The organism is Nocardia suismassiliense (assembly GCF_900269665.1).
Lineage (GTDB): Bacteria > Actinomycetota > Actinomycetes > Mycobacteriales > Mycobacteriaceae > Nocardia > Nocardia suismassiliense.
This window is the reverse complement of the sequence record NZ_LT985361.1, coordinates 8,273,104-8,298,268: the sequence shown is the minus strand read 5'-3', so window position 1 is coordinate 8,298,268 and position 25,165 is coordinate 8,273,104. Positions and strand designations below refer to the sequence as shown.

Sequence of the window (25,165 nt, the reverse complement as noted above, 5' to 3'; positions counted from 1 at the left end):
CATGACAGGTTTCGGACGGCGAGAATTCTTCGGTATGACGGCGGGCGCGTCGGTGCTCGCGGGTGTAGTCGCCTGTGGCGGAACGGATTCCGCGAGCCCGGCGGCCGTCACCTCGGTCACCGGTGCTCCGGCGCCCGGTGGCGTGACGCTGCGCTGGTGGGGCAACAACGGCTGGGAAATACGGCTGCCCGGCGGCAAGACGGTACTGATCGATCCCTGGCTGACCAGGTTCCATACCGGAACCTATACCGCCGCGGGCGCCGACCCGAACACAGCGATCACCGTCGATACGGCGCTGATCGACCGCTACGTGGACAGCGGTGAACTGCGGGCCGACCACATCCTGGTCACCCACGGTCACTACGACCATCTGACCGACGTGCCGTACCTGGCGAAGAAGACCGGTGCGACGGTGCTCGGCACCGAGACCCACCTGAATCTGATGGCCGCGCTCGGTGCCCCCGAGGATCAGCTCGCCATCGCCACCGGCGGTGAACATCTGCGCTTCGACGGCTACACCATTCGCGTGCTGCGCTCGCTGCACTCGGCCTCCGGGGCCAGGGCCGCGGTGGCGTTCGCCGGTACCCGGACGGGGCTCGGCGCGGAAAAACTGCCGGAGCCCAAGGTGATTCGGGATCTGGTCGAGGGCGGCACGCTGGCCTACGAGGTGAGCGGTGGCGAGGTGAGCGTGCTGAACCTGGGTGGCTCCAACTACATCGAATCCGAGCTGGCGGGTCTGCGCCCGGACGTGCTGCTGTTGCCCGCGGGCGGCGGCAAGATCGTCGACTACGTCGCGCGACTGCTCCAGGTGACCGGTGGCCCGCGCTACGTATTGCCCACGCACTGGGACGATTTCGACTATCCGCTCGCCGAACCAGCGCGCGACTGGGGTGGGCTCGAGGCGCTGCGCAAGGCGGTCGCTGCGGCCGGCCCGGCAAGCAAGTTCGTCACCGTCGATCACCTGCAGACTTTCACGCCCTGAGGTGCGCGGCTGGTGAAGTGAGCAGTTTCTGGTCTGGCACATGGGCTCTGCGGGGGCAGAAGGTGGGTGCCGTACCGGCTCCGGGGTGGGCCGGACAGCCACCATGAGGAGACCACATGCCGAATCCGTTGCACGTTCTCGTCGTCGGGGCCGGGGTCGCCGGGATGGCCGCCGCGGGTGCGCTGGACCGTCGCGGGCTGTCGGTGGACATCATCGAGCGGCGGACGCACAGCCCGGCCGGGGCCGGACTCTTCCTGCCGGGCAATGCTGTTCGGGCGCTGGCCGAGCTCGGACTCGAGGATGCGCTGCGGGACGGTGTGCCGATCCGTACGCAGCGCCTGCGGGATTACCGGGGTCGCACGCTCGCTGACATCGATATGGCCGCGCTGTGGCGGGGTATCGGGCAGCCCGTGGGTATCACCTATGACCGGTTGCGGTCGGCGCTGGCGGACAAGTTGCGGCTGCCCATCCGGACCGGTGTCACCGTGCGCACGCTCACCGAGTCCGAAGACGGCGTGGAGGTGGCGTTCAGTGATGGGACCAGCGGCTGCTATGACGTCGTGGTCGGTGCCGACGGCGTGCACTCGGAGCTGCGGCGCATGGTGAGTCCGCATGCCGAAGCTCGTTATGTGGGGCAGGTCTGCTGGCGGTTCGTTACCGGCAATGCCGCGGATATTCACGACTGGACCGTGTGGCTCGGGCGAGGGGCGACGTTCCTCGCGGTTCCGGTCGGCGAGGATCGGCTGTACTGCTACGCCGATCTGTCCATGTCCGAACCGGCTGCCGTCGCACCCATGGGAAAGCCACTGGCTGAACACTTTTCCCATTTCGACAGGGAGGTTCGAGATTTGCTCGCGGGCCCGGACGCCCACTTTTCCGCCATCGAGGAGGTCACCGACTCGACGTGGCGGACCCGGCGAATCATCCTCATCGGTGATGCCGCGCACGCGAGTTCGCCCAATATGGCGCAGGGCGTGGCGATGTCGGTGGAGGACGCGCTGGTCCTGGCCGAATCCCTCGGCGGCACCGGCGAAATCGAGCACCTGCTGGCTCGCTATCGGCTGCGGCGTCTCCCGCGTACCCGGTGGGTGCAGGCGCGGACGCGGCGGCGTGACAGCACCAGGAGCATGGCCCCGGTTGTCCGTGACGCGGTGCTCCGGCTGGCAGCACCTCGAATCTACGAGCGCGACTACGGTCTGCTCCGCGATCTGCCATGAGCCTCTGCATTTCCTTAGTCGCGTTAACAAACTGGTCGTTCTACCGATACCAGAAGCACGCGCTGCGGATGCAGTGGCGAGAACAGCCAATCGGTGGGGAAATCCCTTGGCAGTGAGGAACTTCGAGATGTTCACAAGGAATACCGCGCGCAGTGTCGCGGCGCTGGCCTGTGGGGCGGCCATGCTGCTCGCCGGGTGTGATGCCAACTCCGCGGATACTTCGCCGAAGCCCGGCGTTACTGCCTCGGCGACAAGCGCTCCCGCAGCGCCCGCGCCGGTTCCGGGGGACGCCGGCGCACCTGCCCCTGCTCCTGCGCCCGCACCAGCACCAGCACCAGCACAGGCACCCGCACCGGCACAGGTGCCCGCACCTGCACCCGCGACCGCTGCACCCGAGAGCCCACCCAAGGTCGAACAGCCTGTGGCAGACGCACTCTGGGACCCCTGCTCCCTCCCGGAATCCAAGATCTCCGCCGCCGCACTGGACACGTCCACGAAGAAGCGACTGACCAATCCTGATCGTCCGACCTGGCGAATGTGCCAATGGCAAGCCATCGACCGATCCTTCGAATTGGTGATCGGCACCTCCACCCGCACCATCGACGACCTACTCGAACCAGGAACATTCCAAGATCTCCGCCGAACCGAATATTACGGCCGCCAGGTAGTCCTCTACCGCTCAGTCCAGGACACCCACAAACGAACCTGCAACATCGGCACCCCCGCCCCCTTCGGCAGCACCGAACTAGCAGTACGCACCACCAAGATCCAAACCGACGCCTTCGACTCCTGCGCCGACGTCCAGCGCATGGGCGCCGCCCTACTCACCTCCCTGCCCTGATCCGTCGCGCGGGTACGGTTCGGTGTCGGTCGCACCGCCTACGATTGCGGCGGGATCGCGGATGGCGGTCCTTGGATACGCCGAGGCCCTGCCAGAGGTGGACTCCAGCAGGGCTTCGGATTTGTCTTGGCGGACGTTTCTGGCTGTTCCTACATGCTACGACAATCCACTGACGAGTTCAGTGTTCGGGTTGTGGGCTTGCCGGGCTTCTCCTGTTGGCAGCCCTCGGTGCATCTGTCGTACCTGAAGCAGGGGAGAAATCAGGATGGAAGAACCGTTCGACGCCGAAGCCGGCGCTGCGGAGAACCTCGATGTTCGGGTTGCCGCTATCACTCCGGGTGAGTTCGTCGTTTACAACACCGAGGACGGTCGCACCGAAGTACAGCTCCGTACTGTCGACGGCACGGTGTGGCTGACGCAGCGCGAGATGTCCGATTTGTTCGACAAGAGTGTGCCGACGATCAACGAGCACATCAAGACCATCTATGCCGACGGCGAGTGCGTGATGGACTCAACTATTCGGAAATTCCGAATAGTTCGGTCGGAAGGCGGGCGCGAGGTCGAGCGCGAGATAGAGCACTACAACCTCGACGTCATCCTCGCAGTCGGCTACCGCGTTCGTTCGCCGCGGGGCGTGCAGTTCCGGCGATGGGCCACGACCGTGCTGCGCGAGTACCTGATCAAGGGTTTCGCGATGAACGACGCGCGGCTGAAGGATCCACAGGGTGCTGACTACTTCGACGAACTGCTTGCCCGGATCCGAGATATCCGCGCGTCGGAGAAGCGGTTCTACCAGAAGGTCAAGGAGGTCTTCTCGGCAGCCAGCGTCGATTACGACCCGAAAGCCGCTGTCGCGCAGACATTCTTCAAGACGATCCAGAACAAGCTGCTGTTTGCCGTGTCCAGCCACACGGCGGCGGAACTTGTTGTGCATCGCTGCGACGTGAGCAAGCCGAACATGGGTTTGACCAGTTGGAAAGGCGGCGTCGTCCGGAAGGGCGATGTGGACATCGCGAAGAACTACCTGGAGGAGAAGGAGATTCAGGATCTCAATCGGCTCACCACTATGTTCCTCGACTTCGCTGAGGATCGGGCCGCGCGGCGCGAACAGATCACGATGGCGGACTGGGCTGCCCAGACCGACCGCTTCCTCCAGTTCTATGAACGCGGTGTGTTGCGGAACGCGGGTTCCGTTTCGGCCGATGAGGCCAAACGGATCTCCACGGAACGCTACGAGGAGTTCGACGCGCGCCGTCGACAGGCCGAGGACGACGCTGACGATGTAGCAGTCCTCGAGGCTGTGCAGCGTGAGATCGAGAAGCGCTCGGAGTAGACGACGTTCGGTGAGGCCGCGGTCGGGGCCGCACGCCTGGGTGGCGGCATCACGACCTGCAACGTCGGCTCACATGGCCCAGCGGAGGTAAACCGCTGGGCCACTGCCTGATCGGGCTGCCGCCGATAGCCGGTCGCTGTTGCTGTTCGGCACTGGTGCCCCGCCGGGGAGTGGCTTGATCGAATTCCTTACGGTCCTCGTGATGCCGGCATTCCTGGCAGTCGTTACTGATCTGCTGCTCCGAGGAGTCGTGTCATGAAGATTCCAACCCCGTTGTCGTCGGCGAGCTCTATTTCTGTCACGGATTTCGCCGACCCGTGCACCCGTGCTCTGCTGGCGAACAACGGCACCACCACACTCCTGCTGGAGGCCGCCCTGCGCACCTCGGTCACCGTCGTGGTCCACGACCAATACCTGCAGAGCGCAGGCGAATTGCCGCCGGAGGTCGGTCGAGCCCTGCAGCTGCAGGAGCAGCATCGAGTGCTGGTTCGGCACTCGATCCTGATGACGCCCGATCAGCGCCCGGTCTCGTACAACCGCGCAGTCATCGCCACGGCACTCGACAGTCCGCTGTCTGCTCTCGGCGACGACCGGCACACGCCACTCGGCCGGACCTTGCTGTCGGCCGGTATCGAACAGCATCGACAAGTTTTGACCACCGGTCACCATCCATGGCCCCTCACCGCTGGGTTCCGGGCCGCCGCGGGCAAGACCTACCTCGTCGGTATCGACGGCCGACCTCGGCTGCACCTGACCGAGACCTATAACCCGGACCTGTTCTCGGCCGATCTCGACCCGGTCACCTGACGGGACGATCGGCCGTAGTGTCGCGCATCCCCGGCGGATCGACCACCTCCCGACCTGTGCACCGTGATTGTGAGACGGTGGAGTCATGAATCGGCTCGGGAACGACCGGTCAGCGGTCGATACTGGCCATGTTCTCCTCGCTGTGGCGGGCTCCCGCTGTTGATGTGAGCCCGCCCAGGCGTGCGATCTGGTTGGTGGGAGGACGACAGAGTTGGCGGCGTCGTCTCCCCGACGCGGGCGACTCGGCAGGTGCCGGAGACCGAGGCGATGTCGCTGCCCGGGCCGATAATCAGGCGAGTGCCACCTGAGCGGGAGTGGTGTCGGCTTCGGGGGACTGTGCAGCCACGGATATGTACGACGCCGGTGATGTTTGCGTCATCGACGCCCCGATCCGGTCCTCAAGCATCCGACCGACGCGGTCGTTCGTGTCGTGCACAGCTGCATTTATGGATCGGACCTGTACCCGTACCCAACCTGGCTCGTGAGCCGGTGGCCACATGGGCGCGCACAAGCGATCCTCCCGCGTGGAGCTATGGGTGGCCGGTAATCTGGGCCGGTCAGGGTGGCGAGGAGGATGGCGATGGAGGTGTCGAGGGTGCTGACGGCCAACTGGCTCGACTGGTACCACGGCCGACATCAGCAAGAGTGTTTCAAGTCAGGTTCGCAGTTCGAGGATTATGTCGAGAAGGTGCTCGCTCGATTCCATGACGACTTCATCAATCCGGTGCCGACTGGGAGGTTCGGCGACAAAGGCTGCGATGGGCTCGCGGAGTCCGGGACCGTCATGTACGCCTGTTACGGTCAGCGACCCGGCCGCGACGCCGAGCGGGAGCTTTCCAAGAAGATCCGATCGGACTTCGATCGTGTAGTGGATCAGTGGCCATCATTTCGTACCTGGCGCTTCGTCACGAATGCTCCCGTCGGCCCGCTGGCGACGCAGGCCATTGTCGATATCCAGGGGGCACACGGTCCCGAATCCTTGCGTCCGTTGAAAGTTCGCTTGATGAATCCGGAGAAGCTTTGGTGTGAGGTCGTTTCCACCCTCGATACAGTGGTCTTGAACGAGCTCTTTCCCGGTGCGCCCGGAATCGCCAATGTCGAATTGGAAGACTTGATTCCTTTGCTCGACAAGCTTGGATCCGGGGCGGGACCAGTTGATACCGGGGGAGCCGTGCTACCGGTGCCCGCGAGCAAAATGGACTTCAACGCACTGTCCGAAGCGAACCGAGTGGAGTTCAACGAAGGTCGGCTCCTGGCTCCGCGGATTGACGATTGGTATACATCTTCCTCGGAACCTGGGCTTTTCGATGTCCATGGAGCACGCTTCCGTGCCCTGTACGAACAGGCCCGAGCGGTCACGACCGCTCCGTCGGAGATTATCGAGCGCCTCTATGCGGCGGTCGCTGGCCCCAATGTGCGGATGGACGCGACGCGGGCGAACGCCGCGTTCGCCGTGCTGTCCTACTTCTTCGACTCCTGCCATATCTTCGAGATGCCAACCGATGCTGGGTCGGCATCCGGTGTGGAGGTGCCCGATGCTTCTACCAACTAAGGGAGTGTCGCCGGACCGCGCGCTGATCACCATCGGTTCCGAACTCCTTGAGGAGCTTCGTGATCCACTGTCGGTTTCTGCGTTGTGGCGGCGGTACGACTCGCGCCAGCGAGAGGCAAAGACCTCCGGGCGCATCACCTTTGACTGGTTCTCACTCGCTCTTGCAACCCTCTACGCGATGGGTCTCATCGACATGTTCGATGACGGCCGTGTGAGGCGCACACATGTTTCTCACTGAGCTCACCTCCTCGGACGCACGATTTAAGACCGTGCGATTCCGTCCAGGACTAAATATTCTCCTCGCGGACCGAAGCGCGGGCTCCGAGCAAGGCGAGAGTAGGAACAGTAGCGGCAAAACAAGTTTCGTCAAGATTCTGCGCTACCTTTTCGGAGGTGAGCTCCCTAGCGAGTTCCGGGTGGCCGAGCTGTCACAACACCAATTTACCGCTGGACTCGAACTTCCTGCGGAACGCGCGGGCATTGTGTTGACACCGTCAGTCACTCGCGCCGTATCCCCAAGCGCCAGGGTGAGACTGGACGGCCGGCTTGGTGCTGCATTCAATACCGAACTCCGTGTGGACGACTGGCGAGAACTACTTGCAACCGAGCTTTTTCACATTCCGGAAGCCGCTGCCCGTCCGACCCCCGGGCAACTGTGGGCGCAGTTGCTCCGCACCTACTTCGGCAATCCCATCAAAGGGCATCAGGCCGAGACTGACTGGGAATCCGGTGTCAAGCTTGGATTCTTGTTGGGCCTGTCACCGGAAGTGCTCGGTAAGGCCGGAGAACTCGACCGACTTACCAAGCAGAGCAGGGCAATTCGGAAGGCTGTGCAGGAGGGTGCGTTTACCCACCTCTCGCTCGATGAGTCGGCGTTGCGCGCGCAGATGGCTACGGCCCGCAGGCTTCGTGACCGAGTACGGGCAGACTTACACGCCTTCAAGGTCGATGAAAGATACGCGGATCATCAGCGCGAAGCAGACCGATTGACCGGGATGATCCGCAAGCTCAATGATGAAGGATTGAGTCTGCAACGACGATCGCGGGAATTGAATGAGACGCTCCAGGACGTCCTGTCGACCGCCGAGGACACGGAACTCACTGCGCGGCTCGGTCGGGTATATGCCGAAATCGGCCTGGTGCTGCCGGATTCGGTGACACGGCGCTACGCGGAAGTTGCCGCTTTCCATGAGTCCGTGGTGCGGAACCGAAGGTTGTTCTTGGAACAGGAACTCGATGCTGTCCGATCGCGACTTGAGGCGATCGACGGGGAGCGCCGGGCGATTGATCGGCAACGATCGCAGGTCATGCAGCTGCTGAGTGAGACTGTCGCACTCGATACCTTCTTGAGCGCCCAGCGCGATCTTGCGCAGCGCGAGGCCGAGGTGGCCGACCTCGAACGGCGACTTGACGCGGCTCGTGAGATCAGCACCATTGGCGACACGATCAAGCTCAAGACCGCCGAACTCGTCACCTCGGTACGCGCGGAGACGCATGACCAGGCGGACCGTCTAGACGAATCGATCGCCTTGTTCAACGAGCTCGGCGCAGAGATCTATACTGACCGAGAGGCTGCACTCCTCATATCGACTAGCCCTAAGGGAATTCTGGAGGTCCATCCGAGCATCTCGGGTGACGCGAGCTCAGGCGTCCGCAGCGTCGAGACCTTCATCCTCGATATCGTCTGCCTGATCGCGGCCATTCAAGCCGGACGCGCCCCGCGGATTCTTGTGCACGACAGCCACCTTTTCGATGCGATCGACGGAAGACAGGTCGCCTCGTGTCTGAATATCGGAGCCAGGCTCGCCGAGCAGCATGGTTTTCAATACATAGTCACGCTGAACTCCGACTTTCTGGCCAGCGTAGAGACGCAAAGCGAAGGTGCCTTCGACTCCGCACCGTACATCCTGGCTACGCGGCTCACGGACCAGACTGACACCGGCGGACTGTTCGGGTTTCGCTTCGGGTAGCCGTTGGCAAGAGCTACCTCGTCGGTATCGACGGCCAACCCCGGCTGCACCTGACTGAGACCTACAATCCGCATCTGTTCTCGGCCGCTCTCGACCCGGTCACCTGACGGGACGATCGGCCGTAGTGCCGCGCATCCCCGGCGGATCGACCACCTACCGACCTGTGCACCGTGATTGTGAGACGGTGGAGTCATGAATCGGCTCGGGAACGCGACCTCTCCGTACCTGCGGCAGCATGCGGATAATCCGGTGCATTGGCAAGAGTGGGATGCGGCGGCGCTGGGGGAGGCGCGGGAGCGGGACGTGCCGATTTTGTTGTCGGTGGGGTATGCGAGCTGCCACTGGTGTCATGTGATGGCGCATGAGTCGTTCGAGGATGCGGCGACTGCGGAGTTGATGAATGCGAACTTCGTATGTGTGAAGGTGGATCGGGAGGAACGGCCTGATCTGGACGCGGTGTATATGAATGCGACCGTTGCGATGACGGGGCAGGGGGGCTGGCCGATGACGTGCTTCCTCACGCCGGAGGGGGAGCCGTTCTACTGCGGTACTTATTACCCGAAGTTGCCGCGTGGGGGTATGCCGTCGTTCACGCAGTTGCTTACGGCGATCACCGAGACTTGGCAGCAGCGGCGCGATGAGGTGCACAAGGCGTCGGCGCAGGTGACCGAGGCGCTGCGAGCGCAGGCCGGGGGGCTGCCCGACTCGGATCTCACGCTCAGTGCGGAACTCCTTGACCATGCGGTGGCGGCAGTGCTGCGGGATGAGGATCCCGAGCATGCGGGATTCGGTGGGGCGCCGAAGTTTCCGCCGTCGGCGCTGCTGGAGGGTTTGCTGCGCAGTTGGGAACGGACCGGTGATCCGGCCGTACTCGCGGCGGTGACTCGGACGGCCGACGCTATGGCGCGGGGTGGGATCTACGACCAGCTGCGCGGGGGTTTCGCGCGTTACTCTGTCGATCCGGCTTGGGTGATACCGCATTTCGAGAAGATGTTGTACGACAATGCTCAATTGCTGCGTGCCTATGGGCATTTGGCCCGGCGGGCACCAGTGGATGAGCCGGAGTCGTTGGCGCACCGGGTCACTCGGGAAACCGTGCAGTTCCTGCTCGATGACCTGGGGACCGAGCACGGCGGCTTCGCTTCCGCCCTCGACGCCGACACCCATCTGGAACCCGGCAAGCCCGGGGTGGAGGGCGCGACCTACGTCTGGACACCGGCCGAGCTGGTCGGTGAACTCGGACCGATCGACGGTGCCTGGGCCGCAGAGTTTTTCGGCGTGAGCACTGCGGGGAACTTCGAGCAAGGCACCTCGGTGCTCACCCGATACACCGATCCCGCGCCCGGTGACGTCGATCGGCTCGAACAAATCCGCGACGCGCTCCGGAAGGCGCGCGACGGCCGGCCGCAACCGGACCGCGACGACAAGGTCGTCACCGCCTGGAACGGGATGGCCATCACGGCACTGGCCGAGGCGGGGGCCGCGCTCGGGGCGCACGACTGGGTGTCGGCCGCGGTCCGCTGCGCCCGATTCCTGTTGTCCGAGCACGTGGTCGACGGCCGGGTGCGCCGCGCCTCGCTGAACGGTGTCGCGGGTGCGTCGCCCGGCGTGCTGGAGGACTACGCCTGGCTCGTCACCGGTCTGCTGGCTCTGCATCAGGCGACCGGCGAACTCAGCTGGCTCGACGAGGCACAACGGTTGCTGGACACGGCAATCCAGCACTTCGCCGACCCGAACATCCCGGGCAGCTGGTTCGATACCGCCGACGATGCCGAAATTTTGGTCACCCGCCCCCGTGATCCCATCGACGGTGCCACCCCCGCGGGTGCGTCCTCGCTCGCCGAGGCACTGCTGACCGCGGCCGCCGTCAGCGAGGCGGACCGGGCGGTCCCGTACTTCGCGCTGGCCGAACAAACCCTGCAGCGCGGTGCCTTCGTGCTGGCCCGCGCACCACGGTCGGCGGGCCAATGGCTCACTGTCGCCGAGGCCGCGCTCCGTGGCCCCCTTCAGGTCGCCATCGCCGCAGAAGCTCCGGGCGAGTCGAGTGAACTGCTCGCGGCTGCTCGTGCCGCGGCGCCCGGCGGCACGATAGTCATTGCCGCCCCGCCGAACTCGGTTCCCCTGCTGGCCGACCGACCGCTCGTGGACGGCGAGCCTGCCGCCTACGTCTGCCGCGGCTCGGTCTGTGACTTGCCGGTGTCCACCGTCGCTGAACTACAGGAAGCCTTGGCGCGGAACTAGCAGCGCGCAAACTATAGAGATGCGGCGTCAGTCGGTTTCCGTTGCGGCGGTTCGAACCTCTACCACCGCGCTGCGCTCGATGCTCGGGTCGGCCGTGCCGGACGGTTCCATATCGGCACCCGGCACGGCAGCGGCGGGTTGGTCCAGATCGGTCCAGCATGCCGTCGGCTTCTTCATGCCCCGCAGCAGGATCGTCTCGTAGAGCGTCCATTTCGCGCGCTCGTGCTCCGCAGCGGCCTCGATGACGGCCCCGCTCACCAGAATTCGATGCGGCACCTCTTTGGCCTCGGTGGTGAGCCGAGCGGCCTCGTTGACCGCATCACCGATAACGGTGTACTCCAACCGAGTGTCGGTGCCGACATCGCCCGCGAACACCCGACCATGCGCGACACCGATACCGATATCGAGTTCCCCGGCCGCGACCACCTCGTCCCGGATCCGACGAGCCGCACGCAGAGCGGGAGTCGCGTTGTCCCTCAGGGCGATCGGTGCACCGAAGATGCACAGCGCGGCATCACCCTCGAACTTGTTGACCAGCCCGTTGTTCTCCTCGGTCGCCGTGACAACAGTCGCGAGCAGCCGATTGAGCTTGGCGACGAACTCCTCGGGCGGCAACCCGGTGGACAGCTCGACCGAACCGGTCACGTCGACGAACAGCGCGGTCACCACCCGCACGTCACCGGTCAGATCCAAGCCGCCGGCCAATGCACGCTCGGCCACCTCGGTGCCGACGTGCCTGCCGAACAGGTCCCGCATGCGTTGCCGCTCACGCAGATTGGCGACCAGCTCGTTGACCGAGTTCTCCAGCCGCCCGATCTCGCTGGTGCTGCCCACCGGCACGCGCACGTCGAGATCACCCCGGGTGATGCGGTCCAGCGCCCGGCGCAAGGTGCGCATCGGCGTGGCCACCGCGCGGGCCAGGAAGGCGGTGGCCAGCGCGCCGACCCCGAGACCGACGACCGACAGGTAGATGGCGGTGCGTACCCGGTCGGACGGGTCGGCCACCGGATTGGCCAGCACCACGATCAGCATCAGTAGCGGCAAGGCCGCCGCGACCGCCCAGCTCACCACCACCCGGACCAGCACCGAGGAACTCCAGTGCATGGTGGGTCCGAGCACCGCGGCCACGATCGGAATGGTCGGCCGGATCAGCCGATCGACGATGAGGAACGTGATCCCCACCGATTCGAACCCGCCGAAGGTGAACAGGGCCGCCATCACCGCGGGATCGTTGTCCGGCGTCAGCCGCATCAGCATCACCGTGGCGATGATGACGCCGGTGATCCAGACCACGAACGCGCGCGCGGTGATGGTGATCGGCAGCCGGAGCAGCTGCCGCGCCTCCTCCTCGGTCGGTTTGCGCCCTTGATCGAGCCAGCCGAAATGCGAGGAGCGGTCCCGGATGGCGAGCGCGACCCCGGCCACGAAGCCGATCGAGGGATAGATACCCACTAGCGCGGTGGAGCGGATCCAGTCGGGGCCGAGTCTGCTGAGCGATCCGCTGAGCCACAGCTCGGTGATGATGACGGCCAGACCGCTGAGATTGGCGGTGATCACCACCGCCGCCAGCCCCGCGCGGGCTTTGAGGGCCCAGATGACCAGCCGGGCGATCATGGCGTTCGCACGCGCACGACGGCCCGTCCGGGCAGCGCGATGCTGCGAACGGCAGTGACTAGGAACACGATCGAGCAGCTTAGCCGTTGGCGCTGGTCAGCGGAGGACGACGAGCCAGACCGCCACATAGTGGGTGAGCGCGGCGAGCACGGTCGCGGCATGGAAGAACTCGTGATGACCGAAAACGGTCGGCCACGGGTTGGGCCACTTGGTGGCGTAGAGGATCGCGCCACCGCTGTAGAGCAGCCCGCCGACCAGCAGCAAGATCAGCGGCGCGATGCCGATCTGGGTGTTCAGCTGCCCGGCGACCGGCACGATCGCCCAGCCGAGCAGCAGGTAGAGCGGCACGCCGACCCAGACGGGAGCGGTGGGCCACAACAGTTTCAAGGCGACACCGGCCAGCGCGCCCGCCCACACCACGAGCAGCAGCGTCTGCCCGGTGCGGCCGGGCAAGCCGAGCAGTGCGAACGGCGTGTAGCTGCCCGCGATGAACAGGAAGATCATCGAGTGATCCGCGCGCTTCATCCGGATCCGGGCCTGCGGCGTCGGCCAGGTCACCCGGTGATAGATGGCGCTGATGCCGAACAGTCCGCACACCGTCAGGCCGTAGATGGCGGTGGACCAGCCCGCGGTCGCGGAGAGGGTCGAGGCCTTGGCGACCAACACGATCGCGGCGATCGCCGCAATGCCGACCGCCCAGGTGTGGATCCAGCCGCGCATCCTGGGTTTGACCAGCGCGTCGGGCGCCGACTCGGCGGCTGACCCCGATCCTTCGGCCACTCCGGTGTCTGCCGCACCGACCGATTCGGACACGAGCTACCTCCTGGTTGAACTCACCGGTAACCTACGGAACCGTAGGTTTCGGTCCTCCGTCACTGTACCGGGAGCACCCGGTCGCTGCCGGGATCGCGCCGGTGAGGCGTAGGGTGGCCGCGTGGAGCTTCCGGTTCAGGTGCGGGGTTTGCCGTATCGCATCTACGAGGCCCGGCTCATGAAGCAGCTGGCCGGCAAACAACATCCCCGACACGTCGCGGTGATGTGTGATGGTAATCGGCGGTGGGCCCGGGAAAACGGATTCACCGATGTGAGCCACGGACATCGGGTCGGCGCGGTGAAGATCGCCGAGCTGGTCGGCTGGTGTCAGGCCGAGGGCATCGAGATGGTCACCGTCTACCTGCTCTCCACCGAGAACCTGCAGCGCGATCCCGACGAGCTGGAGACGCTGTTCGAGGTGATCACCGACGTGGTCGAGGAACTCTCGGCGCCGGAACAGAATTGGAGCGTGCGCATCGTCGGCTCGCTCGACGGGTTCCCGGAGCTGATCGCGAAGCGCATGCGCACCGCCGCCGAACGCACCGAGGGCCGCGACGGCGTGCACGTGAACGTGGCCATCGGCTACGGCGGCAGGCAGGAGATCACCGACGCGGTGCGCTCGCTGGTGCGCCAGGAGATCGCCGCGGGGGAGACCGGCGAGGATCTCGTGCAGTCGATCACCGTGAACGCGATCGGCCAGCACCTCTACACGTCCGGGCAACCGGACCCGGACCTGGTCATCCGCACCTCCGGAGAACAGCGACTCTCCGGATTCCTGCTGTGGCAGAGCGCATACTCGGAGATATGGTTCACCGAGGCATACTGGCCGGAATTCCGGCGTGTGGACTTCCTGCGAGCACTGCGCGACTTCGCGGCACGGCACCGCCGCTTCGGGATCTGACGCCCACCCTGCGACATTGCGGGGTGCGTCATGAGTGAGCTCGACAGCCGCTCCGATGGACAACAGGCAGCACCTGCCAAGTCGAACGAGCCGGTGCCCTACATCAGCTACGAGGAGTTCGGCAGGCGGTTCCTCGAATACGCCGCCACCGAACAGCGCATCCTCGGCGCCTTCGACCAGTTGACCGGCGCCGCCTTCGATTTCGGCCCGATCGGGGTCGGCCCAGGGCGGCTGGCCAAGGCGAGCGCGCAGGTGCAGCTCGGCCAGGCCGAGGTGCGCCGCGATCTCGACGAGGTGATCTCCTTCGCGCTGAAGATCCCGTTGAGCGTCGACATGCTCATCGATCTCGCGCTGGACAAACACCGGTTCGAGGTGGACGGCCACATCCATCTACAGCTGATCGTGCGCGCCGCCGAACCGCTGCGCGTGGTCATCGACATCGCCACCCCGCGCTCCAGCGACGTGCGGATCAATGTCGCCACCGACACCATTCGCGGGCAACTGCTGCGCATCCTCGCCAGCGTCGACCAGGAGATCCGGCGATTCATTGCTCGTTATATCGCCAAGGAGATCGACAAACCGCACATTGCCGCGGCTCGCGATATCAATGTGGCGAAACGCCTCGACGAAGCCTGGAAATTGTAAGCGGGATCACAATTTACGCAGACGCAGTCTATTGATGCTGTGGTCGGCGTCCTTGCGCAGGACCAGGGTGGCGCGCGGCCGGGTCGGCAGAATGTTCTCCACCAGATTCGGGCGGTTGGTGTTGTTCCAGATCTCCTGGGCCGCGCCGGTCGCCTGGTCGTCGGTGAAGGCGGCGTAGTGGTGGAAATGCGCGTTCGGGTCCGCGAACGCGGTCTTGCGCAGCGCGAGAAACCGTTGCACGTACCAGTTCTCGATGTCCTCGATGCGGGCGTCGACGTAGATGGAGAAGTCGAACAGATCCGAGACCATCAGCCGCGGCCCGGTCTGCAGCACGTTCAAGCCCTCGACGATGAGAATGTCGGGTTGGTGCACGCAGTGGAACTTGCCCGGCACGATGTCGTAGGAGATGTGCGAGTACACCGGCGCGCACACCTCGGCCGCGCCGGATTTCACCTCGGTGACGAATCGCAGCAGCTTGCGGCGGTCGTAGCTCTCCGGGAACCCCTTGCGGTGCATGATGCCGCGACGGGTGAGTTCGGCGGTGGGATAGAGGAATCCGTCGGTGGTGACCAGATCGACGCGCGGATGGTGGTCCCAGCGGGCCAGTAGCGCCTGCAGCACGCGGGCGGTGGTGGACTTGCCGACCGCGACGCTGCCCGCGACACCGATCACGAACGGCACCTGCTGATCGGGGTGGGTCTCGCCGAGGAAGGTCGCGGTCGCGGCGAAGAGCCGCTGGCGCGCGGCGACCTGCAGATGGATGAGTCGAGCGAGCGGCAGATAGACCTCCGCGACTTCTTCGAGGTCGATCTGTTCGCCGAGACCGCGCAGGCCCCGCAGTTCTTCCTCGGTGAGCACCAGGGGAGTCGACTTTCGCAGTGTGCGCCACTGTTTCCGGTCGAATTCCACATACGGACTGGGCTCGCTCATTCGTCCCACTTACCCGACACTCCAGTTCGGCAAACGCGTACACATACCGTGCCGGCTCCGTGTGATTCGGTCTAACTCTCGCCGCATAACCGAATTCTGCTCTGCCTCAACAGCGTGCGAAAAGCGGGGTACCGATAAGGGGCTGACCGGGACGATACCGACGGCTTTCACCCGGGCGAGCACGGGGCAGCCGCACGCGATTATGCCGCGCGCGGGCCCCCGCGGAGCGACTAATGTCGGGCGGATGGCAGCGCATCCACTGGTGACCGAGTACCTGCGGCTCGGCTTGGCCTTCGACCGGCTAGAGGACGGATTCGTCGACGCGTACACCGGCGATCCGGCGCTGCGTCGCGAGGTGCAGAACGCCCCCGCGCCGGAGCCCAGGCAGCTGGCCCGCCGGGCCGCCGAGCTGCGCGCCGAGTTGCCCGAGGCCGGGCTGAGCGCGGAGCGCACCGAATTCCTCGACGTGCACCTGCGGGCGCTGGAATGCTCCGGCCGCAAGTTCGCCGGGGACGACATCGGTTTCGTGGACGAGGTCCGCGCCTACTTCGACGTGCACATCGCGCCGGGCGACGTCGAGCACTATCGGGACGCGCACCGGCAGATGGACGAGGTGCTGGCCGGCGACGGCCCGCTGGCCGAACGCATGGCCGCGCACCGCAAAGCCGATGAAATCCCGCCGGAGCGGCTGCCGGCCTGCGTCGAAGCCTTCTCCAGCGCGCTGCGTGAGCTGGTCCGCGAGCGCTATCCGCTGCCCGACCACGAGCACGTCACCTACGAGGTGGTCGGCGACAAGCCCTGGTCCGGTTTCAACTACTACCTCGGCAACTTCCACTCCCGCGTCGCGATCAACTCCGATCTCAAGCAGCACATGACCCACCTGCCGACCCTGATCGCGCACGAGTCGTATCCGGGGCACCACACCGAGCACTGCCGTAAGGAGGCCGGGCTGGTCGCCGCCGGCCAGGCTGAGCAGACCCTGTTCCTGGTGAACACGCCCCAGTGCCTGATGGCCGAGGGTCTGGCCGATCTGGCCCTGCATTCCATCGTCGGTCCCGGCTGGGGCAAGTGGGCCCAGGAGATCTACGCCGACCTGGGCCTGCGCTTCGACGGCGAACGGGCGGAACGGCTTTCGACCGCGGCGGCCGCGCTGATCAGCGTCCGTCAGGATGCGGCCCTGCTGCTGCACGATCAACACCGCAGCGAGGACGAGGTCGCCGAGTTCCTGCAGACCTGGAGCCTGGTCACCCCGGTCCGCGCCCGCCAGTCGTTGCGTTTCCTGTCCTCGCCGCTGTGGCGCGCCTACATCTCCACCTATGTGGAGGGCTACCGACTGCTCGGCGACTGGCTCGACCGCGCCATCGACGGGGACGAGCGCGCCGATCGTTTCCGTCGCCTGCTCGACGAACCACTGACGCCGGGCGCGGTGCGTCGCGGCTGATCCGGAACGGATTCGCCCCCGCTGCCGGGCAGTGGCAACGGGGGCGAATCTTCGGCGCGTACCGCGACGGTCTTACTGGATGACCGAGCAGTTGGTGCCGGAGGAGATGGAACACATGATGAAGGCGAGCTGACGGAGCAGGCCTTCGAGCGGGTTGGTGGGAACCGCGATCAGACTGAACATATAAACAACCTCGTGATGTTGAGTTGGACAACCTCACGAGATTAACCGGTCGGGTTCTGGCACCTGTTACGGCTCCGCATGCCCCGAAATCCGGTGGCGGGAGCAGGTGTTACAGCGCTGCTGCTTCAGGCGTCGGCAAAGGTGATACGCACCGAAATCGGGTCGCTTTCCAGCGCTTTCATGGTCCATTCCGCGGCGGACTCGGGCACCCGGCCCTTGGCGAAACTGCGGGCGCGGGCGACCACATCGTCGTTGGGGACGAAGGCGGCGGTGCCGGTGTACCAGCGTTTGCCTTGGCGCAGGCGGACTTTCGGGTCCGCGACGATATTGCGGGCCCAGCCGGAGCGGCGGCCGTGCTGCGAGATGAGCCAGGCGCCCTGCTCGTCTATCGAGACGGTGACCGGAACGCGGCGCGGCTGACCGGTTTTGGCGCCGGTGGTCTCCAACTCCGCGAGCAGCGCGGAGCGGATGCCGAGACGGTCGAGCAAGCCGACCGCGGGGTTCGCCAGATAGCGGCCGACGAGGCGTTCGCGCCGGAACTTGCGGACGGCGGCGCTGGGGCTGCGTTCACGCAAGGCGGTACTCCTTGTGTCTCAACGGTTTCCACGGAAGATGACGCAGGTGGTGGTGGCGTGCGCGACCAAGCGGCCCTGCTCGTCGACGACCCGGCCCTCCGCGGTCGCGGTGGTGCGGCCGACGTGGATGGTGGTGCCGGTAGCGGTGAGCCGCTGGCCGTCGGTGGGCACGGCGCGGATGTAGTTGATCTTCAGCTCCAGCGTGGTGTAGCCGACGCCCGCCTCGAGCGTCGAGTGCACCGCGCAGCCCATCACCGAGTCCAGCAGGGTGGCGCAGATGCCGCCGTGCGTGGTGCCGAGCGGGTTGGCGAAGTCGGGACGGGTGCGCAGCGCGAACACCACCTTGCCCTGCTCGAGCAGGTCCACCTCCATGCCGAGCAGGTCGCCGATGAACGGTGGCCGCCCCTCCATCGTCATGGCCGTCCGGAGCAGCTCCAGGCCGGACAGTTGCGCCAGATCAAGCGTGGTTTCCGACATTGATTCGTCCTTTCGGTGAACCGATCGGTCCACATCTGTCATGATTGGAGCATGAACCGATCGGTTCACGCAAGCAGGTACCGGAGGGAGCTGGCATGACCGGCCCACGCGCGCGGCTGATCGAGAGCGCCATCGACCTGGTGCGCGTACAGGGCGTGCACGCGGCGGGCCTGACCGCGCTGCTCGACCGCGGCAAGGCCTCCCGCAACTCGCTCTACCAGCACTTTCCGTCCGGAAAGAGCGAGCTGGTCGCCACCGCGACCACGATCGCGGGTGCTCGCCTCGCGACCGTGATCGAGAAGATCACCGCGTCCCGGTCACCCGATCGGTGGCTGGAGGCGCTGATCGGCTGGTGGGTCACCACGTTGCAGACCAGCTCGTACCGCACCGGCTGCCCGATCGTCGGCGCGGCGCTCGCCGAATCCGAACCCGACATCCAAGCCGCGGCAGGCGCGGCCTTCGCCGACTGGCACGACAAACTCGGGGCCGGCTTCGCCACCGCAGGCCTACCCGACGCGGAAGCGAAGTCCTTCGCCAGTTTCGTGATCAGCGCGATGGAGGGCGCCATCGTGCAGTCGCGCGCGGTGAAGTCGACCCAGCCGCTGACCGACGCGCAAAAGCACCTCTCGGTTCTGCTCGACCACTACCTCCCCGCCCCGGCCGAAGGCGATGGCGCGGTCGCGACATCGGGCGAACCCCGTGCCGAACAGCACAGCGGCGGCCAATAGACTGAGGCCGTGACGCAGACGACGGCCTCGGTCAATACTCAGTCTCTCGGTGAGCTCGATCCGGAGCTCGCCGCCGCGATGGCGGGTGAACTCGCTCGCGAACGAGACACGCTCGAGATGATCGCCTCGGAGAATTTCGTGCCGCGCGCGGTGCTGCAGGCGCAGGGCAGCGTGCTCACCAACAAGTACGCCGAGGGTTACCCCGGCCGGCGCTACTACGGCGGTTGCGAACACGTCGACGTCGTCGAGACCCTCGCCCCCGACCGCGTCAAGGAACTCTTCGGCGCCGAATTCGCCCATGTGCAGCCGCATTCCGGCGCGCAGGCGAACGCCGCGGTGCTGATGGCGCTGATGAACCCCGGCGACCGGCTGCTCGGCCTCGACCTCGCGCACGGCGGGCACCTGACCCACGGCATGCGGCTGAACTTCTCCGGCAAGCTGTACGAGACGCACTTCTACGGCGTCAGCAAAGAAGACCACCGCATCGACATGGACGAGGTGCGCAAGACCGCGCTCGACGCCCGGCCGAAGGTGATCGTGGCAGGCTGGTCGGCCTACCCGCGCCAGCAGGACTTCGCCGCGTTCCGCTCGATCGCCGACGAGGTGGGTGCCTACCTGTGGGTGGACATGGCGCACTTCGCCGGTCTGGTCGCGGCAGGCCTGCACCCCTCGCCGGTGCCGCACGCCGACGTGGTGTCCTCCACCGTGCACAAGACCCTCGGCGGTCCGCGCTCCGGCGTGATCCTGGCCAAGCAGGAGTTCGCCAAGAAGCTGAACAGCGCGGTCTTCCCCGGCCAGCAGGGCGGCCCGCTCATGCACGCCATCGCCGCCAAGGCCGTCGCCTTCAAGATCGCCGCGAGCAGTGAATTCAAGGAGCGCCAGGAGCGCACCCTGTCCGGCGCCAAGATCCTGGCGGAGCGGCTCACCGCCGACGACGTCAAGAACAAGGGCGTCAGCGTGCTCACCGGCGGCACCGACGTGCACCTGGTGCTCGTCGACCTGCGCAACTCCGAGCTCGACGGCCAGCAGGGCGAGGATCTGCTGCACGAGATCGGCATCACGGTGAACCGCAACGCCGTTCCGTTCGACCCCCGCCCGCCGATGGTCACCTCCGGCCTGCGCATCGGCACCGCCGCGCTGGCCACCCGTGGTTTCGGCGACACCGAGTTCACCGAGGTCGCCGACATCATCGGCACCGCGCTCGCCGGTACCTCCGATGTGGAGACCCTGCGCGGTCGAGTGACCAAGCTGGCGCAGAGTGTTCCGCTGTACGACGGGCTGGAGGACTGGCGCCTGCTCGGCTGAGCCTGCGTCGTCGCGAAACTTTGTCGGGCTCGTATTTTCGGTGTTTGCCGGAGGTACGAGCCCGAGTTGTACGCCGCTACTCGGCACCTGACTGGTTGCTGTTGCCGCTATTCAGCGCCCGAACGGCCCGCTGCTGCCGCTGGTCAGCGCCCGGAGGTCGGGATCTACGCCGGCCATTGTTGTGGGCGACGCTACGCGGAATCCATTCTGGCCCTGGCGCGGGCGATCGCGTCGTCCAGATATCGGATGATGTCGGCGCTGGTGCCGGGGCGGATCATTAAGGCGCGGTTGGCGGGGACCTCGAAATACCGGCCGTCGGCGGCGTCGATCCACCGGAGGCGACCGGTGCGCAGTGGTTCGGCGTTGCGGGGGCCGAGCAGGACCGTCGCGGTGCCTCGGGTGGCACAGGGCTGGCGCCAGAAGCGGCGGTAGCGTTCCTTCACCTCGCTGGCTTCGGCGTTGCCGAAGAGGTCGGGGCGTTCGTCGGTGAGATCGTCCAGCAGGAACGATTTTTCGCCGGTGGTGCCCGCGCCGGTGTTCGGTAGCAGGCGCACCAGCTCGGTCGCGAGTTGCTCGGTTCGGCAGCGGCGCAACTGAATCCGGCCGCCGGTGGGGGCGGGGGTCTGCTGCGCGATCACGCCGGCGCCGCCGCGGGTGGCGCAGCCGATCGCGCGCAGTTCGAGGCCGTCGCGGGTGTTGTCGTAGCCGAAAAGCTCGATGCGCCAATCGGGTCGGGCCAGCACGGTGAGGGCACGCGAGAGCGGGACGCGTTCCGGGCGGGCCAGCTCGTCCCGGAATTCTTGCTGGTAGGTCTGGTATTCACGCAGGCCGGGGAATCGGCTGGTGAAGCGGAATGGAAAAGGTAAGCGGTCGAGGCCGGTACCGAACCAGGCCGCCGCGAACTGCTCGGCGGACAGCGACCACTGCCCCGTCATTTCTCGCCGATCACCGGCGGCACAGTCTTCTCCCTTTCACCCAGTAGTTCTTTGGCGTGCTCGGCGGTGCGCAAGTAGCCGGGGGACTTGTGTTCGTCGTCGTCCTCGCCGCGGCTGCGGGCTCCGTGCGGAAACATGCCGGGATAGCCGGCGACACCCGGGGTGCCCGGTCGGCCGGGGGTGGCGGCGGGTTGTGGTCCGGCGGCACCAGTGGTGGTGGCAGGTGGTGCGGGGCGTGAGGTGCCGGGTTGAGCTTCGCTGCGCGGGCTCGCGGACGTGCTGGGGCTCGCGGAGGTGCTGGGCATGGCGGAAGTGCTCGGTGTGCCCGACCTGCTCGGAGTTCCGTTCGCCGCGGCGGCCGCGACCGTCGTCGGGGTGGACGGGAGCGTGCTGGTGGGGAACGCCGAAGTGATCGGGCTTGCCGTACTGGCCGGGGTGGTGAGCGGGGAGTTCGTGGTCGCGGCCGTCGTTGTGGCGGCAGGAGTGGTCGGCACCCCGTTGTTGCCCTGCTCCTGCGAAACCGCCTGTGGAGTGGTCTCTTCCGAGGTGGCCTCGGTTTCGGAGGTCCCGGCTTCCGTCGGGTTGTCGGCCTCGGCTGTCGCGGCCTGCTTGCTGGAATCCGCAGTGCCCGAACGGTTGTCGGCGGGACTTGTGCTCGTGCCCGGGGTGGTACCGGGGTCGATACTGCTGTCACCGCCGGGCGTCGGTATGGCGATCGGGTGGATCGGCGGCGGCAGTGTTGGAATGGCGGGGGCGGTGGTCCCGTACGGCTGGATGTACTGGGTGGTCATCTCGTCGCGGGCCTGCTCTTCGCTGGAGTTCCGTAGCTCGGCTCCGCGCGGATTGGTCGAGGTGTCCACCACGTCGGGCACCGACATCTTGAACTTCGCGGCCGCGCTCGCCGCCTGCGACAAGGGCGTGCTCTGCGCGTTCAGCGTCTCGCCGAACTCACCGACCCTGGTCGCGTAGTCCCGGATGCCACGCACCGCACTGTCGGCCGCCGCACCCTCCCAATGCTGTTCGACCGCCTGCTTGATCGCCGTCTCGAATTGATGACCGGCGTTCGTCACCGCCGCCGCGATCTTCGACCAGGCGTCGAACGCGCTGCCGAGCCCGGCCGGGTTCATCTCGTCGGCCGCCTGCTTGATCTCGGCGTGTGTGAAGCTCTGCGCGTTCTCGGGATTGGTGATCGCGCGGCCGTCGGTCTGTCTCATGATCGCTCCCCCGTGGGATTGTTCAGCTGCCCGCGGGCAGCAGTGGTGCGACTGCGTGGGCGATTTCGGTGGCGGTGTCGCAGGGCGACAGTTTGCGTGGATGCTTGCCGGTCGGGTCGTCTACGAGCAGATACAGCGAGCCGCTCTTCGTCTCGACGTTGATCGAGCATCCACCGGGAACGTCCGGCCGGGCTTCATAGCGCAGCGCCTTGCGACCGCTGATCGAGATGTCCACGGCCGCAGGGAACTTCTGACGTACTTGCTCGAGGGTTCCATTGGTGGTCTCGATGGTGAAGCCGTAGCCGGCCTTGGCGACGTAGCGGCAGCCCTTCCAGCTGATGCCGCCCGCAGTGTTCTGCTTCGGCGAGGGCGGCAACGCGTCCCATTGGTGCGTACCGAGGAATTGCGGTGTGAGTGCGGTGCATGGATCGAAGGTGGCTTGTGGATCGGATCCCGTTGTCTTGGTGGCAGATGGCGCGGTCGCCGTCGACGTTGTCGGTGTGCCGGACGTCTTCGCCTCGGTGCCGCACCCCGTCAGCAGGGCCGCCAGGAGTGCCGCAGCCGCGAAACCGATTCCTGGCGAACGGCTCCCCTGCTGGCCAAGACTCATGCGCTGATCTCCTGCAACTTTGCCGCGAATTCGGCATCGGTGCGCTGGTAGGTCTCGCAGATGGCCTTGAACATCGCCCTGATCTCCTCGGCGACCGTGACGTAGTCGCTGAGGGTGTCGTAGGCGTTGTTCGGTCCGCCGAATGCCTTCTCGCGGAACAGTTGTACGAGTTCGACGGCCGACGACAGGCGCGGATTGCTCTCGCCGAGGCCCCAGGAGGTTTTCTCGCCGAGGTCACGTGCGTCGGCCCGGATGCCGGTCAGCTGATTGATCAGCTCCTCGCACGCCTTGTCGATATCGACGAAACCCTGCGGATCCATCCGCACCGTCAACGCCCCGGCCTTCGCATCCTCGATGTACCCGGGAAACGGGCTGTCCACCGCCATCACCGTCCCCTTTCATGAGTGCCTCTGACCCTATAGACGCGCCCCGCCCGGCTTCGGTTCCATCGAAACACAGCGGATTCTCCGGTGCGACCGGATCGGCGCATCGACCGCGCATACCGGTCGGCCTCGAATTGGCGAGGAAGATCGAAAACTCCCTGCGGCCAACGCTTTCAGTTGATCTCGCGTTGCCGCACCATGGCCGGGTAGTCCTGCAGGTCGATGTCGTTGGCGGCCTTGTCGGCGTACTTCGCCATGAGGGTGAACAACCACGATCCGAGGAACCAGTTGCGCACTCGGATGCCGAGGGCCGTTTTCGGCGCGAGGAACTTTCCCGTGTTGTTGTTGTCGGCGATCTTGGCGTAGCTCCGCATGATCTCGTCGTAGCGGGCGAAGGCCACCGTGTAATCGCCGTCGGCGACGGCGAGTTCGCCGGCGATGACGTACGCGCCGATGAGCGCGAGCCCGGAGCCGAAGCCCGCCAACGTGTTTCCGTAGGCCGAGTCGCCGACCAGCGCGACCCGCCCCTTGGTGTAGCCGGCCGTCATGCGCATCCGGCTGAGCGAATCGAGGTAGATGTCGTCGAAGTCGGCCAGCTCGCTGAGCATCTGCGGTACGTCCCAGCGCACGTCGGCGAAGACCTGCTCGATGATGCGCTGCTGAGCGGCGGTGTCGTCGCGGGAGTAGTCGAGTTCGGGGGACGCGAACATGTAGAACTGTTGCGCTTTCGGGCCGCCGCTGATGGCGAGTTTGCCCGGCGTGTTGTGGCCGTAGGCGGTGGCGCGTGCCCGTGGTCCGGTGGCGTCCGCAGCAGACTTGGCCGCGCCGGCGATGCAGTAGTAGTGGCCGAGGTATTCGACGAAGTCCTTTTCCGGTCCGAAGACGAGTCCGCGTACCCGGGAGTGGATGCCGTCGGCGCCGAAGACCAGGTCGAAGGTGCGCGCGGGCCCGTGCTCGAACTCGACGTGCACGCCGTCGGCGAGCTCGGTGAGCGCGCTGATCGAATCGCCGAACAGATATTCGCAGTGGTCCGCAGTGTGCTGGTACATGATCTCGGCGAGATCGCCGCGCAGGATCTCCAGGTCTCCGCCGGTGAAGTCGCCGGACATGGTGGCGAGCCGGTTGCCGTTCGCGTCGACGAAGACGGTGTCGGTGGTGCCGGTCCTGCGCTGCTCGAGGTCGTCGCGCAGGCCCATGCGGTCCAGCACGGTCAGCTGGGTGCGGCCCTTGAAGTCGATGGCCTGACCGCCCGGCCGCAGGCCTCGGGCCCGCTCGACCACGGTGACGGTGAAGCCGTAGCGGTGCAGCCAGTAGGCGAGGGCAGGGCCCGCGACGCTGGCGCCGGAGATGAGGACGGTCTGGTTACGCATGAGTGCTCCATCGACGAGTATCTGTGTCCGAGGGATTCTGTTTCCGTCGGACACAGATCAGCGTATGGTAGACACAGTTTGCGAGTCAAGCTGCCGTC

The 25,165-nt window shown here is 66.0% G+C and carries 24 protein-coding genes; 14 read left to right on the top strand and 10 right to left on the bottom strand.

Going from position 1 to position 25,165, the window contains the following annotated elements:
• Nucleotide 1 precedes the first annotated feature (1 nt).
• The 9 genes from DBO33_RS37150 (at nt 2) to DBO33_RS37110 (ending at nt 10,943) form a co-directional block, all read left to right on the top strand.
• The gene (locus DBO33_RS37150) at nt 2-982 is read left to right on the top strand and encodes an MBL fold metallo-hydrolase (RefSeq protein WP_234391250.1); all 981 of its coding nucleotides are present in this window, start codon (nt 2-4) and stop codon (nt 980-982) included.
• Between the two features lie 116 nt (nt 983-1,098).
• Nucleotides 1,099-2,199 (top strand): FAD-dependent monooxygenase, encoded by a 1,101-nt coding sequence (locus DBO33_RS37145; RefSeq protein WP_107659200.1) that lies wholly within the window; start codon nt 1,099-1,101, stop codon nt 2,197-2,199.
• Between the two features lie 127 nt (nt 2,200-2,326).
• Entirely contained in the window at nt 2,327-3,040 is a 714-nt protein-coding gene (locus DBO33_RS37140) for a DUF3558 family protein (protein WP_159080706.1), read from the top strand.
• A gap of 451 nt (nt 3,041-3,491) precedes the next feature.
• On the top strand, nt 3,492-4,373 hold the full coding sequence (locus tag DBO33_RS37135) for a virulence RhuM family protein (protein ID WP_234391249.1): 882 nt from the start codon (nt 3,492-3,494) through the stop codon (nt 4,371-4,373).
• Between the two features lie 255 nt (nt 4,374-4,628).
• Nucleotides 4,629-5,180 carry a chorismate--pyruvate lyase family protein gene (locus DBO33_RS37130; protein WP_107659198.1) on the top strand — a complete coding sequence of 184 codons (552 nt, stop codon included), beginning with the start codon at nt 4,629-4,631 and terminating at the stop codon, nt 5,178-5,180.
• A gap of 580 nt (nt 5,181-5,760) precedes the next feature.
• A complete protein-coding gene (locus DBO33_RS37125) occupies nt 5,761-6,732 on the top strand; it encodes an ABC-three component system protein (RefSeq protein ID WP_159080705.1) in 972 nt (323 codons plus the stop codon).
• Nucleotides 6,716-6,970 (top strand): ABC-three component system middle component 6, encoded by a 255-nt coding sequence (locus tag DBO33_RS37120; RefSeq protein WP_107659196.1) that lies wholly within the window; start codon nt 6,716-6,718, stop codon nt 6,968-6,970. Before DBO33_RS37125 ends, DBO33_RS37120 begins: the two co-directional genes overlap by 17 nt.
• Nucleotides 6,971-7,148: 178 nt before the next feature.
• Nucleotides 7,149-8,702: an ABC-three component system protein gene (locus DBO33_RS37115; protein ID WP_199856869.1), complete on the top strand. Its 1,554-nt coding sequence runs from the start codon at nt 7,149-7,151 to the stop codon at nt 8,700-8,702.
• A gap of 192 nt (nt 8,703-8,894) precedes the next feature.
• A complete protein-coding gene (locus tag DBO33_RS37110) occupies nt 8,895-10,943 on the top strand; it encodes a thioredoxin domain-containing protein (protein ID WP_107659194.1) in 2,049 nt (682 codons plus the stop codon).
• Nucleotides 10,944-10,970: 27 nt separating this feature from the next.
• Here the strand turns inward: DBO33_RS37110 and DBO33_RS37105 are convergent, their stop codons facing one another.
• Nucleotides 10,971-12,557, bottom strand: coding sequence for an adenylate/guanylate cyclase domain-containing protein (locus DBO33_RS37105; protein ID WP_107659193.1), 1,587 nt, complete (start codon nt 12,555-12,557; stop codon nt 10,971-10,973).
• Nucleotides 12,558-12,653: 96 nt separating this feature from the next.
• Entirely contained in the window at nt 12,654-13,277 is a 624-nt protein-coding gene (gene trhA / locus DBO33_RS37100; RefSeq protein ID WP_107660924.1) for a PAQR family membrane homeostasis protein TrhA, read from the bottom strand.
• Nucleotides 13,278-13,491: 214 nt separating this feature from the next.
• Between trhA and DBO33_RS37095 the strand changes: the two genes are divergently transcribed.
• Entirely contained in the window at nt 13,492-14,271 is a 780-nt protein-coding gene (locus tag DBO33_RS37095; RefSeq protein ID WP_107659192.1) for an isoprenyl transferase, read from the top strand.
• Between the two features lie 30 nt (nt 14,272-14,301).
• Nucleotides 14,302-14,916, top strand: coding sequence for a hypothetical protein (locus DBO33_RS37090; RefSeq protein WP_234391248.1), 615 nt, complete (start codon nt 14,302-14,304; stop codon nt 14,914-14,916).
• 6 nt (nt 14,917-14,922) lie between these two features.
• On the opposite strand, the gene coaA is transcribed toward DBO33_RS37090, so the two are convergent.
• A complete protein-coding gene (gene coaA / locus DBO33_RS37085) occupies nt 14,923-15,855 on the bottom strand; it encodes a type I pantothenate kinase (RefSeq protein WP_107659191.1) in 933 nt (310 codons plus the stop codon).
• A 235-nt stretch (nt 15,856-16,090) separates the two neighbouring features.
• Here coaA and DBO33_RS37080 point away from each other — a divergent pair, with 235 nt between their 5' ends.
• The gene (locus DBO33_RS37080) at nt 16,091-17,287 is read left to right on the top strand and encodes a DUF885 domain-containing protein (RefSeq protein WP_107659190.1); all 1,197 of its coding nucleotides are present in this window, start codon (nt 16,091-16,093) and stop codon (nt 17,285-17,287) included.
• 308 nt (nt 17,288-17,595) lie between these two features.
• Here DBO33_RS37080 and DBO33_RS37075 read toward each other — a convergent pair whose 3' ends face one another.
• A complete protein-coding gene (locus DBO33_RS37075) occupies nt 17,596-18,045 on the bottom strand; it encodes a nitroreductase family deazaflavin-dependent oxidoreductase (RefSeq protein WP_107659189.1) in 450 nt (149 codons plus the stop codon).
• A gap of 18 nt (nt 18,046-18,063) precedes the next feature.
• Nucleotides 18,064-18,522 carry a PaaI family thioesterase gene (locus DBO33_RS37070; RefSeq protein WP_107660922.1) on the bottom strand — a complete coding sequence of 153 codons (459 nt, stop codon included), beginning with the start codon at nt 18,520-18,522 and terminating at the stop codon, nt 18,064-18,066.
• Between the two features lie 95 nt (nt 18,523-18,617).
• Between DBO33_RS37070 and DBO33_RS37065 the strand changes: the two genes are divergently transcribed.
• Nucleotides 18,618-19,250 carry a TetR/AcrR family transcriptional regulator gene (locus tag DBO33_RS37065; protein WP_107660921.1) on the top strand — a complete coding sequence of 211 codons (633 nt, stop codon included), beginning with the start codon at nt 18,618-18,620 and terminating at the stop codon, nt 19,248-19,250.
• 9 nt (nt 19,251-19,259) lie between these two features.
• The gene (gene glyA / locus DBO33_RS37060) at nt 19,260-20,555 is read left to right on the top strand and encodes a serine hydroxymethyltransferase (protein ID WP_107659188.1); all 1,296 of its coding nucleotides are present in this window, start codon (nt 19,260-19,262) and stop codon (nt 20,553-20,555) included.
• 191 nt (nt 20,556-20,746) lie between these two features.
• Here the strand turns inward: glyA and DBO33_RS37055 are convergent, their stop codons facing one another.
• The 5 genes from DBO33_RS37055 to DBO33_RS37035 form a co-directional block, all read right to left on the bottom strand.
• Complete coding sequence (locus tag DBO33_RS37055) at nt 20,747-21,490, bottom strand: ESX secretion-associated protein EspG (RefSeq protein WP_107659187.1); 744 nt, start codon at nt 21,488-21,490, stop codon at nt 20,747-20,749.
• Nucleotides 21,487-22,704 carry a hypothetical protein gene (locus tag DBO33_RS37050; protein ID WP_107659186.1) on the bottom strand — a complete coding sequence of 406 codons (1,218 nt, stop codon included), beginning with the start codon at nt 22,702-22,704 and terminating at the stop codon, nt 21,487-21,489. The genes DBO33_RS37055 and DBO33_RS37050 overlap by 4 nt, the downstream gene beginning before the upstream one ends.
• Nucleotides 22,705-22,726: 22 nt before the next feature.
• The gene (locus tag DBO33_RS37045) at nt 22,727-23,314 is read right to left on the bottom strand and encodes a DUF3558 domain-containing protein (protein WP_107659185.1); all 588 of its coding nucleotides are present in this window, start codon (nt 23,312-23,314) and stop codon (nt 22,727-22,729) included.
• A complete protein-coding gene (locus tag DBO33_RS37040) occupies nt 23,311-23,700 on the bottom strand; it encodes a hypothetical protein (RefSeq protein ID WP_107659184.1) in 390 nt (129 codons plus the stop codon). The genes DBO33_RS37045 and DBO33_RS37040 overlap by 4 nt, the downstream gene beginning before the upstream one ends.
• 170 nt (nt 23,701-23,870) lie before the next feature.
• Entirely contained in the window at nt 23,871-25,067 is a 1,197-nt protein-coding gene (locus DBO33_RS37035; protein ID WP_107659183.1) for an FAD-dependent monooxygenase, read from the bottom strand.
• Between the last annotated feature and the right edge of the window lie 98 nt (nt 25,068-25,165).

What these genes read in the sequence shown, in the direction of transcription:
- DBO33_RS37150 (WP_234391250.1), top strand. Translation starts at nt 2, where the DNA reads ATGACAGGTTTCGGACGGCGAGAATTCTTCGGTATGACGGCGGGCGCG.
- DBO33_RS37145 (WP_107659200.1), top strand. Translation starts at nt 1,099, where the DNA reads ATGCCGAATCCGTTGCACGTTCTCGTCGTCGGGGCCGGGGTCGCCGGG.
- DBO33_RS37140 (WP_159080706.1), top strand. Translation starts at nt 2,327, where the DNA reads ATGTTCACAAGGAATACCGCGCGCAGTGTCGCGGCGCTGGCCTGTGGG.
- DBO33_RS37130 (WP_107659198.1), top strand. Translation starts at nt 4,629, where the DNA reads ATGAAGATTCCAACCCCGTTGTCGTCGGCGAGCTCTATTTCTGTCACG.
- DBO33_RS37125 (WP_159080705.1), top strand. Translation starts at nt 5,761, where the DNA reads ATGGAGGTGTCGAGGGTGCTGACGGCCAACTGGCTCGACTGGTACCAC.
- DBO33_RS37120 (WP_107659196.1), top strand. Translation starts at nt 6,716, where the DNA reads ATGCTTCTACCAACTAAGGGAGTGTCGCCGGACCGCGCGCTGATCACC.
- DBO33_RS37110 (WP_107659194.1), top strand. Translation starts at nt 8,895, where the DNA reads ATGAATCGGCTCGGGAACGCGACCTCTCCGTACCTGCGGCAGCATGCG.
- DBO33_RS37105 (WP_107659193.1), bottom strand. Translation starts at nt 12,557, where the DNA reads ATGATCGCCCGGCTGGTCATCTGGGCCCTCAAAGCCCGCGCGGGGCTG.
- trhA (WP_107660924.1), bottom strand. Translation starts at nt 13,277, where the DNA reads ATGCGCGGCTGGATCCACACCTGGGCGGTCGGCATTGCGGCGATCGCC.
- DBO33_RS37090 (WP_234391248.1), top strand. Translation starts at nt 14,302, where the DNA reads ATGAGTGAGCTCGACAGCCGCTCCGATGGACAACAGGCAGCACCTGCC.
- DBO33_RS37080 (WP_107659190.1), top strand. Translation starts at nt 16,091, where the DNA reads ATGGCAGCGCATCCACTGGTGACCGAGTACCTGCGGCTCGGCTTGGCC.
- DBO33_RS37070 (WP_107660922.1), bottom strand. Translation starts at nt 18,522, where the DNA reads ATGTCGGAAACCACGCTTGATCTGGCGCAACTGTCCGGCCTGGAGCTG.
- DBO33_RS37065 (WP_107660921.1), top strand. Translation starts at nt 18,618, where the DNA reads ATGACCGGCCCACGCGCGCGGCTGATCGAGAGCGCCATCGACCTGGTG.
- DBO33_RS37055 (WP_107659187.1), bottom strand. Translation starts at nt 21,490, where the DNA reads ATGACGGGGCAGTGGTCGCTGTCCGCCGAGCAGTTCGCGGCGGCCTGG.
- DBO33_RS37050 (WP_107659186.1), bottom strand. Translation starts at nt 22,704, where the DNA reads ATGAGACAGACCGACGGCCGCGCGATCACCAATCCCGAGAACGCGCAG.
- DBO33_RS37045 (WP_107659185.1), bottom strand. Translation starts at nt 23,314, where the DNA reads ATGAGTCTTGGCCAGCAGGGGAGCCGTTCGCCAGGAATCGGTTTCGCG.
- DBO33_RS37040 (WP_107659184.1), bottom strand. Translation starts at nt 23,700, where the DNA reads ATGGCGGTGGACAGCCCGTTTCCCGGGTACATCGAGGATGCGAAGGCC.
- DBO33_RS37035 (WP_107659183.1), bottom strand. Translation starts at nt 25,067, where the DNA reads ATGCGTAACCAGACCGTCCTCATCTCCGGCGCCAGCGTCGCGGGCCCT.